Genomic DNA, 8313 nt, shown 5'->3' on the forward strand with positions numbered 1-8313 from the left:
GAATCCTCCGCGCTGCATGACGTTCCCGCTCCGTTCGGTCTTAGCGTACGATTTCGAGCAGCTCTTGTTCTGACCCCGCATAGTCTAAGCAGACAGATCAACGCGCTTGCATCATTTTGATAGTTGTAGTATTATTTAAATATGGAAAAGCAAGCCGCAACATCAATTTTCGAATCCCTCTCATCGGGCCTGCGCTTGGACGTGTTCAGGCTGTTGGTCAAGAAGGGGCCGGACGGCATGGTGGCAGGCGAGATTGCTAACGCGCTGGATATACCGCCGGCCAACCTCTCCTTTCACCTGAAGGCATTGTCACAAGCTCGCCTGGTGACGGTTGAGCAAGAGGGCCGTTTCCAGCGTTACCGAGCGGACATCCCGTTGATGTTGGATCTGATCGCGTACCTCACGGATGAGTGTTGCCCTGGCAGTCCCGCTAAATGCGTTGAAACGGTTGCTGCCTCGAACTGCGCCAAGGAACTGTTACCACCCCTGTCAGCCACACCAATGAAAGCGACAACATGAATATCCTGTTTCTTTGTACCGGTAACTCCTGCCGTTCCATTTTGGCGGAAGCGACCTTCAACCACTTGGCTCCGATAGGATGGAAAGCGATGAGTGCGGGAAGTCAGCCGACCGGGACCGTCCATCCGCGTTCCCTGGCGCTCTTGGCGCGTGAAGGTATCGACACGAACGGACTGCACAGTAAATCATGGGACAACCTGCCGCTGGCTCCGGATGTGGTCATCACCGTGTGCTCGAATGCTGCTGGGGAAACCTGTCCGGCGTATCTTGGCTCGGTACTGCGTGCGCATTGGGGTGTTGACGATCCCGCTCATGCCGCAGGGACCGCAGCGGAAATCGAGGCAGCGTTCACGGCGGCCTACCGTATTTTGCGGCGTCGCATCGAAGCCTTCCTCGCGCTGCCGTTGGTGGAACTCGCGCACGACCGGACACGTTTGAAGGCGGAACTGGATCGGATCGCGGTGCTTTCGGCGTAGTTTTTTTGACTGATATTTGAATACTTGATGGAGAGTTTAAATGAAGAAGATCGAAGTGTTTGACCCATCGCTGTGTTGCAGCACCGGCGTCTGCGGTGTGGAGGTTGACCAAGCCTTGGTGACTTTTGCTGCTGATGTTGATTGGGCGAAGCAGAGCGGCGCGCGCATCGAGCGCTACAACCTGGCACAGCAGCCACAGATGTTTGCCGACAATGCGACCGTAAAAGGATTCTTGCAGCGCTCCGGTCAGGATGCGCTGCCACTGATCCTGGTCGATGGTGAAGTGGCCCTCGCGGGGCGTTATCCAAAGCGGGCTGAATTGTCCCTTTGGATCGGCATTGATCAACCTGCAGATGCTGCCATACCGGCGACGGGCGGTTGCTGCTCCGGGCCGCGTGGCTGCTGCTGAACAACATGGAGAAAACAATGATGAAATTCCTGCAACTTCCTCCCCGTTTTCTGTTTTTCACAGGCAAGGGCGGCGTCGGCAAGACGTCGATTGCCTGCGCCACGGCCATTCAGTTAGCCGAAGCTGGAAAGCGCGTCCTCCTGGTCAGTACCGACCCGGCATCCAATGTCGGGCAGGTATTTGGTGTCGATATCGGTAATCGCGTCACACCGATTCCGGCGGTTCCACGTCTTTCTGCTCTGGAGATTGATCCCGAGGCAGCGGCCAGTGCCTATCGGGAGCGCCTGGTCGGCCCGGTCCGCGGCGTGCTTCCCGATGACGTGGTGAAGGGCATCGAAGAATCGTTGTCCGGCGCGTGCACTACCGAAATTGCCGCATTTGACGAGTTCACCGCGCTACTGACCAACGCGGCACTCACGGCGGATTACGAGCACATCATCTTTGATACGGCACCCACCGGCCACACTATCCGCTTGCTGCAACTGCCGGGTGCGTGGAGCGGTTTCCTGGAAGCCGGCAAGGGCGATGCCTCGTGCCTCGGCCCATTGGCCGGTCTGGAAAAGCAGCGTACTCAGTACAAGGCGGCTGTTGAAGCCTTGGCCGATCCGCTGCAAACCCGTCTGGTGCTGGTCGCTCGCGCCCAGCAGGCGACCTTGCGCGAGGTCGCCCGAACCCATGAAGAACTGGCCGCCATAGGCCTCAAACAGCAACATCTCGTCATCAACGGCATCCTGCCTCACATCGAAGCCGCTACCGACCCACTCGCCGCTGCAATCCACGAACGGGAACAAACGGCGCTGAAGAACATCCCGGCTAAGTTGACTGCGCTTCCGCGTGATCATGTAGAACTCAAGCCCTTCAATCTCGTCGGCCTTGAAGCACTGCGGCAGTTGCTGACCGACCTTCCTCCACAAGCACCCACAGCGGTTGATTCCCCGATCGAACTCGACGAGCCCAGCGTGGCCGAGCTGATCGACGGCATCGCGGCGGATGGACACGGGCTGGTCATGTTGATGGGCAAGGGTGGTGTAGGCAAGACAACCCTGGCGGCCGCCATCGCGGTCGAACTGGCACATCGAGGCTTACCGGTGCATCTGACGACCTCCGATCCTGCTGCCCACTTGACCGATACCCTGGATTCCTCACTCGACAATCTGACCGTGAGCCGAATCGATCCGCATGCAGAGACCGAGCGCTATCGCCAGCACGTGCTGGAAACCAAGGGCGCTCAACTCGATGCCGAAGGCCGCGCGCTGTTGGAAGAGGATCTTCGTTCGCCTTGCACGGAAGAGATTGCGGTCTTCCAGGCGTTCTCCCGCATCATTCGCGAGGCCGGGAAAAAGTTCGTCGTCATGGACACGGCCCCGACCGGGCACACCTTGCTCCTGCTCGACGCGACGGGTGCGTATCACCGCGAAGTGTCACGACAAATGGGCAAGACCGGCGTGCACTTCACGACGCCGATGATGCAATTGCAGGATCCGAAGCAGACGAAGGTACTCGTCGTCTCGCTGGCAGAGACGACGCCGGTACTGGAGGCCGCCAACCTGCAAGCTGACTTGCGCCGTGCCGGGATCGAGCCATGGGCCTGGATCATCAACACAAGTGTGGCGGCGTCTTTGGCCAAGTCGCCGTTACTGCGTCAGCGTGCGGCCAACGAGCTACGCGAAATCAGCGCCGTGGCCAATCAGCACGCGGCCCGTTACGCGGTTGTTCCGCTTCTGAAGGAAGAACCGATCGGCGCAGAACGACTGCGTGCGCTTGTCAAGGTGAACGTCAAATGATGCCTTCTACTGTCACCCCTGAATTCCCCGCAGCCGGGGAATTCCATCTCAGTCTGCGCGTCGCCGATCTGGGTCGCAGCACCCGCTTTTACAGCGCCTTTCTGGGTGTCTCGCCCAAAGACAGCACGGCGCGGTACAGCACCTTCATCGTGCCGCATCTGCGACTCAACCTGGTATTGCTGGTCAATGATCGCGACGAAGCACTCGACACCTACAGCCTTTACCACTTGGGCTTGGGTGTGGCCGGAAAAGCCGAAATGCTCGCTGCCTATCACGCCGCCGTGGCGGTGGGTGCCGAGATCGTCAAACCGCCGCGCACGACTTGGCGCGGCATCCCGTTACACGAGCTGTGGCTGCGCGACCCCACCGGCTACCTCATCGAGGTCTACGCCCGCTTGACCGATGAAGAACTCGCAGAAATGCCTGCGGACAAGGAGCCGGTATTCCTGCTCGATGGGCAAACCGAGCAATCTGAGCACCAAACCAAGGAGATTGACCACGTTGATCCGGAACTACATGACGCCCGATCCGGTAACCGTTCAACCTGAAACTCCGGTTGAGGACATCGCAAGACTGCTGCTGGCTCATCGCATCAACGGCGTACCGGTGGTCGACGACGCGGGTCGGCTGATCGGCGTTGTGACCGCGGACTTGATTCACCGGGGAGCGGACGAACGGCTTGAACCCCGTGAATCGATTTGGAAGGAGAACTCCTGGATTTCCTTTCTTGGCCCAAAGGGGACACAGCGCGACAAGGCCGAGGGGCGTACTGCCGCAGAGGTAATGACCACGGAAGTGCACAGCGTCGCGCCTGTCATGCATCCGTCCGTTGCAGTCCGGCTGATGGTGGATCATCACTTGACATCCCTTCCTGTCGTGGAGGATGGGAAAGTGATCGGCGTCATCTCCCGGATTGACCTCTTAAGCCTTCTTAAAGAACTCGAAAACCCGCTGAAAAGAGGGAATTGACATGATTGCCGCACTACTGATTTTTTTTGCCACTATCGCCCTGGTGATCTGGCAGCCGCGCGGGCTGGGCATTGGCTGGAGTGCGACGCTTGGCGCTGTCGTGGCATTACTGTCCGGTGTCGTTCACATCGGTGACATTCCTGTCGTCTGGCAGATCGTCTGGAACGCCACAGCCGCATTCATTGCCATCATCATCATTAGCCTGTTACTCGATGAGGCTGGCTTTTTCGAATGGGCAGCCTTGCACGTCGCACGCTGGGGCGGAGGGAAAGGACGTCTGCTGTTTGCGCTGATCATCTTGCTTGGTGCAGCCGTCGCCGCGCTTTTTGCCAACGATGGCGCAGCGCTGATTCTCACGCCAATCGTCATGGCCATGTTGTTGGCACTGGGGTTCAGTCCGGCGGCAACGCTCGCGTTCGTCATGGCGGCAGGGTTCATCGCAGATGCCGCCAGCCTGCCGCTTGTCGTATCCAACCTGGTCAACATCGTCTCTGCCGACTTTTTCAATATCGGGTTCAATGACTACGCTGCGGTGATGGTTCCAGTGAATATTGTCGCCATCATTGCCTCTCTGGCCGTGCTGTCGATCTATTTCCGCCGCAGCATCCCCGCACGCTACGACGTGAATCAGTTGAAACAGCCGAATGAGGCCATTCGCGATGTGGCTACGTTTCGTTTCGGCTGGGTGGTTCTGGCCCTGCTGCTGGTCGGATTCTTCGGCCTTGAGCCGCTAGGCGTGCCGGTTAGCGCCGTGGCTGCCGCAGGCGCCCTGCTGTTGCTCGTCGTCGCTGCGCGCGGGCATGTCATCAGCACTCGCAAGGTGATCCGTGAAGCGCCTTGGCAAATTGTCGTTTTCTCGCTGGGAATGTATCTCGTGGTCTATGGGTTACGTAACCAAGGCCTGACGGAGCATATCGCAAGGCTGCTGGATTACTTCGCACAAGGCGGCGTATGGGGCGCCGCCTTTGGAACTGGCTTCCTCACAGCGCTGCTGTCCTCGGCCATGAACAACATGCCTACGGTACTGGTGGGCGCACTATCAATTGATGCCACAAACGCAACGGGCGTGGTGAGAGACGCGATGATCTACGCCAATGTGATCGGTAGTGACTTGGGGCCGAAGGTCACCCCCATCGGCTCGCTGGCGACGCTGCTTTGGTTGCATGTGCTGGCGCGCAAGGGAATGACAATCACATGGGGGTATTACTTCAAGGTGGGCATTGTGTTGACCGTCCCCGTACTCGCGGCGACCCTGGCTGCGCTGGCATTGCGCCTGAGTCTCGCTTAATGCGAGCGGAGCGCTGTTTGCGGACATGCATGCATGTATTGGAGTAAAGAAGGGTGAGCGGCTTGGCGTATGGCTATTCTTTTGAGTGCGGTCATCGGGATACCGCTCTATATCGCCTTTTTAGCGGAACTGGATTTACTCGGCCATAGAAAGAAAAAGAGCATCCATGCCACGCCGTTCGATCCTGTCCACCATTTCCCTATCGCCCCCAGGCTTCTTCAGCAGATGAAGCTGGAGTGTGCGAAACGCTTCAGGAAGCTCAGTGAAAGGAGCGCCATTGCGCAATGCGCCGGGCTTTCGCTGAACGACCGACAAATAGTGCCGCCAATCATAAACTGTCTGCCCCGGCGCTTCGTGAGAGCGATTAAAGATACGTGAATGCTCGCAAATGATCTGGCCCTCGGCGGCAACCACGACACGAGCAGGATAGATACGCAGGCTTACTGGACGATTGGCATAAGATGCTGGAACACTGTAACGCGTGCGATCCAAATGGACGAGACAGGTCGGTGATACGCGCTTGGTACACTCTACAAAGCCATCAAAAGACCGGGAAACGGGCATAAGGGCTTCGGCTTCTTCGGTCCAGAGATCGGCTATGGTGCCGCGTATTTTACCATGCTGTGTCGTTGCCCAGAAAAATTTGCACCGCTCTTCCAACCAATTGTTCAATGCATCCAGCGAAGCAAATCGCGGAGTTGGTTGAAAGAACCGATGCCGAGAATCCTGAACATTCTTCTCAATCTGCCCCTTCTCCCAGCCTGACGCTGGATTACAGAAGTCTGGCTCAAACAGATAATGACTAGCCATGGCCTGAAAGCGGATATTGACGTCACGCTCCTTGCCTCGACCAACCTTGTCGATGGCTGTGCGCATATTGTCATAGATACCGCGCCTTGGAACGCCACCAAGCACACGGAAGGCATGGTTATGGGCATCAAACAGCATCTCATGGGACTGTGTGAGATAGGCGCGAACGATAAAGGCTCTAGAATAACTTAGCTTTGTATGTGCGATCTGAAGCTTTGTTCGCTCATTACCGATAATTGCCCAGTCTTCCGACCAATCGAACTGAAATGCTTCTCCAGGCTCAAAGCTTAAAGGGACAAACGTATCTCGAGCGGATGTCTGATTGTGTATGTGAAGATCGGCCTTCCATTGGCGTGCAAAGGTGGCGACGCGACTATACGACCCCTGATAGCCCAAAATGACGAGGTCAGCATGCAGCTGCTTCACAGTGCGCTTTTGTTTGCGAGGTTTACGATCTTCCGACTTTAACCATGCAGTCAATCGGTCAGAAAATGGGTCGAGTTTACTTGGTCGGTCCGGAACCTGAAACTTTGGCTCAACGCCATTCAGACGTAAGTATTTGCGGATGGTGTTCCGGGATAATCCCGTTCGTCGGGCAATCTCCCGGATCGATAGTTCGTCCCGGTAATGCCAGCGTCGGATAACGCTCAATAATGCCATGTCTATCACTCCATAGCCCTCGCTGAAAAACACACGAGGGAAAGTTCAAACATGGGTCAATTCTAGGCTCTGACTCATATTTGCTGTTGTTGGTATGCAGACTTTCGCTGGTTCACTGGAAGGATCAGCAATGCAACATCGATTTCAGCGCACGGGTCTCGCACCGGACGGTTTTTTGGTAGATTCAGTGCAGTTCGCCGACGAGAGCGTGCAAATCCTGTTACGATCACGTTCTCCCTTAGGGCTTTGCCCCAGTTGTGGGCGGTCGAGCCGCCGCGTTCAAAGCCGATATCTGAGAAGGCCAGCGGACTTGCCCCTTTGTGGTCGGCGAGTGGAGCTGACGATTGTGGCGCGTCGGTTCTGGTGTGATGCCGTTTTATGTGGGCGGCGCATCTTCTGCGAACAGTTCAATGACGGTGTCCTGGCACGCTATGGTCGGCGGACCCAACGGCTGGAGACAATTGTCCACCACCTCGGTCTCGCGCTTGGCGGCAGGCCTGCGGCGGCCTTTGCCGAGCGCCTGATGGTGCCAGTGAGCAACGACACGTTGCTACGGGTGGTTCGCCGCCGAACGGCTGATCAGAACGATGAGCTAACGGTCATCGGCATCGATGATTTTGCCTTCCGACGCGGCCAGACATATGGAACGATCATTTGCGATCTGAAGCGCCGGCGGCCAGTCACCCTTCTGCCGGATCGTGCGTTGGATACGTCTAGAGCATGGCTTGCCGGACACCAGTCAATATCGATTGTCGCCCGCGATCGGGGCGGTGGCTATGGTGAGGCCATCGCGAAAGCTTTACCTGACGCTGAACAGGTCGCCGATCGATGGCACCTTATGGAAAACTCGAGCCGGGCGTTTCTGGATGCGGTTGGCAAGTCGATGCGCCAAATCAGGCAAGCGGTCGGCAGCAACGTCGTTGATCCCAAGCTTCTAACTTACGCGGAAAGGCTACAGTATGAAGGATATCTGCGCCGTCAGGAGACCAATGAGGCGATACAAGGATTGGCCAAGAAGGGAATATCAATTCGGCAGATTGTCCGGCAAACCGGTCATAGCCGAAAACTGGTTCGCGATGTCCTGCGTGGTCAACGCCTCGATGTATTCCGAACGAAGCCGAGTTCGCTGGATAACTGGCTGCCATGGCTTAACAACCGTTGGGAAGAAGGGGCGCGAAACGCCTTGGCGCTGTGGCGCGAGATGAAAGCAAAAGGCTTTCCAGGACAGAGCGGTGTTGTCTCGCAATGGGCACAACGTCGACGTTTGGCTGAGAAGGCAGGCCAGAGCGGATTTGCGCGCACGCCATCGTCGCGGGTTATTGCTCGACTGATGACCGCCGCACGCGATGACCTGGCAAAATCCGAGGCTATCCTTGTCGCGGCAATCGAAGTGAACGT

Annotated in this window: 8 protein-coding genes and 1 pseudogene; 8 read left to right on the forward strand and 1 reads right to left on the reverse strand. The window is 57.2% G+C overall.

What is annotated here, in order from left to right:
* Positions 1-141: 141 nt before the first annotated feature.
* The 7 genes from JNC80_RS18685 to JNC80_RS18715 are packed head-to-tail and all read left to right on the forward strand — an operon-like array spanning position 142 to position 5445.
* The gene (locus JNC80_RS18685; RefSeq protein WP_376711246.1) at positions 142-519 is read left to right on the forward strand and encodes an ArsR/SmtB family transcription factor; all 378 of its coding nucleotides are present in this window, start codon (positions 142-144) and stop codon (positions 517-519) included.
* Positions 516-995, forward strand: a complete 480-nt coding sequence (locus tag JNC80_RS18690) for an arsenate reductase ArsC (protein ID WP_376711247.1) — start codon at positions 516-518, stop codon at positions 993-995. Before JNC80_RS18685 ends, JNC80_RS18690 begins: the two co-directional genes overlap by 4 nt.
* 40 nt (positions 996-1035) lie before the next feature.
* Positions 1036-1404: an arsenite efflux transporter metallochaperone ArsD gene (gene arsD, locus JNC80_RS18695; RefSeq protein ID WP_003804142.1), complete on the forward strand. Its 369-nt coding sequence runs from the start codon at positions 1036-1038 to the stop codon at positions 1402-1404.
* A gap of 17 nt (positions 1405-1421) precedes the next feature.
* Positions 1422-3188, forward strand: a complete 1767-nt coding sequence (gene arsA, locus JNC80_RS18700) for an arsenical pump-driving ATPase (protein ID WP_445482814.1) — start codon at positions 1422-1424, stop codon at positions 3186-3188.
* On the forward strand, positions 3185-3736 hold the full coding sequence (locus JNC80_RS18705; RefSeq protein ID WP_232776700.1) for a VOC family protein: 552 nt from the start codon (positions 3185-3187) through the stop codon (positions 3734-3736). Before arsA ends, JNC80_RS18705 begins: the two co-directional genes overlap by 4 nt.
* A complete protein-coding gene (locus JNC80_RS18710) occupies positions 3705-4157 on the forward strand; it encodes a CBS domain-containing protein (protein ID WP_376711249.1) in 453 nt (150 codons plus the stop codon). Before JNC80_RS18705 ends, JNC80_RS18710 begins: the two co-directional genes overlap by 32 nt.
* Before the next feature lie 4 nt (positions 4158-4161).
* On the forward strand, positions 4162-5445 hold the full coding sequence (locus tag JNC80_RS18715) for an arsenic transporter (RefSeq protein WP_445482815.1): 1284 nt from the start codon (positions 4162-4164) through the stop codon (positions 5443-5445).
* Positions 5446-5631: 186 nt separating this feature from the next.
* Here the strand turns inward: JNC80_RS18715 and istA are convergent.
* Positions 5632-6915, reverse strand: a pseudogene (gene istA / locus JNC80_RS18720) (IS21 family transposase); the annotation flags it as partial.
* A 130-nt stretch (positions 6916-7045) separates the two neighbouring features.
* On the opposite strand from istA, the gene JNC80_RS18725 reads away from it, so the two are divergent.
* On the forward strand, positions 7046-8313 hold a 1268-nt coding region (locus JNC80_RS18725; protein ID WP_376711250.1), incomplete at its 3' end, for an ISL3 family transposase.

Source organism: Pseudochrobactrum lubricantis, from assembly GCF_041929865.1.
GTDB lineage: Bacteria > Pseudomonadota > Alphaproteobacteria > Rhizobiales > Rhizobiaceae > Pseudochrobactrum > Pseudochrobactrum saccharolyticum.

Coding starts and splice junctions, on each gene's coding strand:
- JNC80_RS18685 (WP_376711246.1), top strand. CDS start 142: ATGGAAAAGCAAGCCGCAACATCAATTTTCGAATCCCTCTCATCGGGC.
- JNC80_RS18690 (WP_376711247.1), top strand. CDS start 516: ATGAATATCCTGTTTCTTTGTACCGGTAACTCCTGCCGTTCCATTTTG.
- arsA (WP_445482814.1), top strand. CDS start 1,422: ATGATGAAATTCCTGCAACTTCCTCCCCGTTTTCTGTTTTTCACAGGC.
- JNC80_RS18705 (WP_232776700.1), top strand. CDS start 3,185: ATGATGCCTTCTACTGTCACCCCTGAATTCCCCGCAGCCGGGGAATTC.
- JNC80_RS18710 (WP_376711249.1), top strand. CDS start 3,705: ATGACGCCCGATCCGGTAACCGTTCAACCTGAAACTCCGGTTGAGGAC.
- arsD (WP_003804142.1), top strand. CDS start 1,036: ATGAAGAAGATCGAAGTGTTTGACCCATCGCTGTGTTGCAGCACCGGC.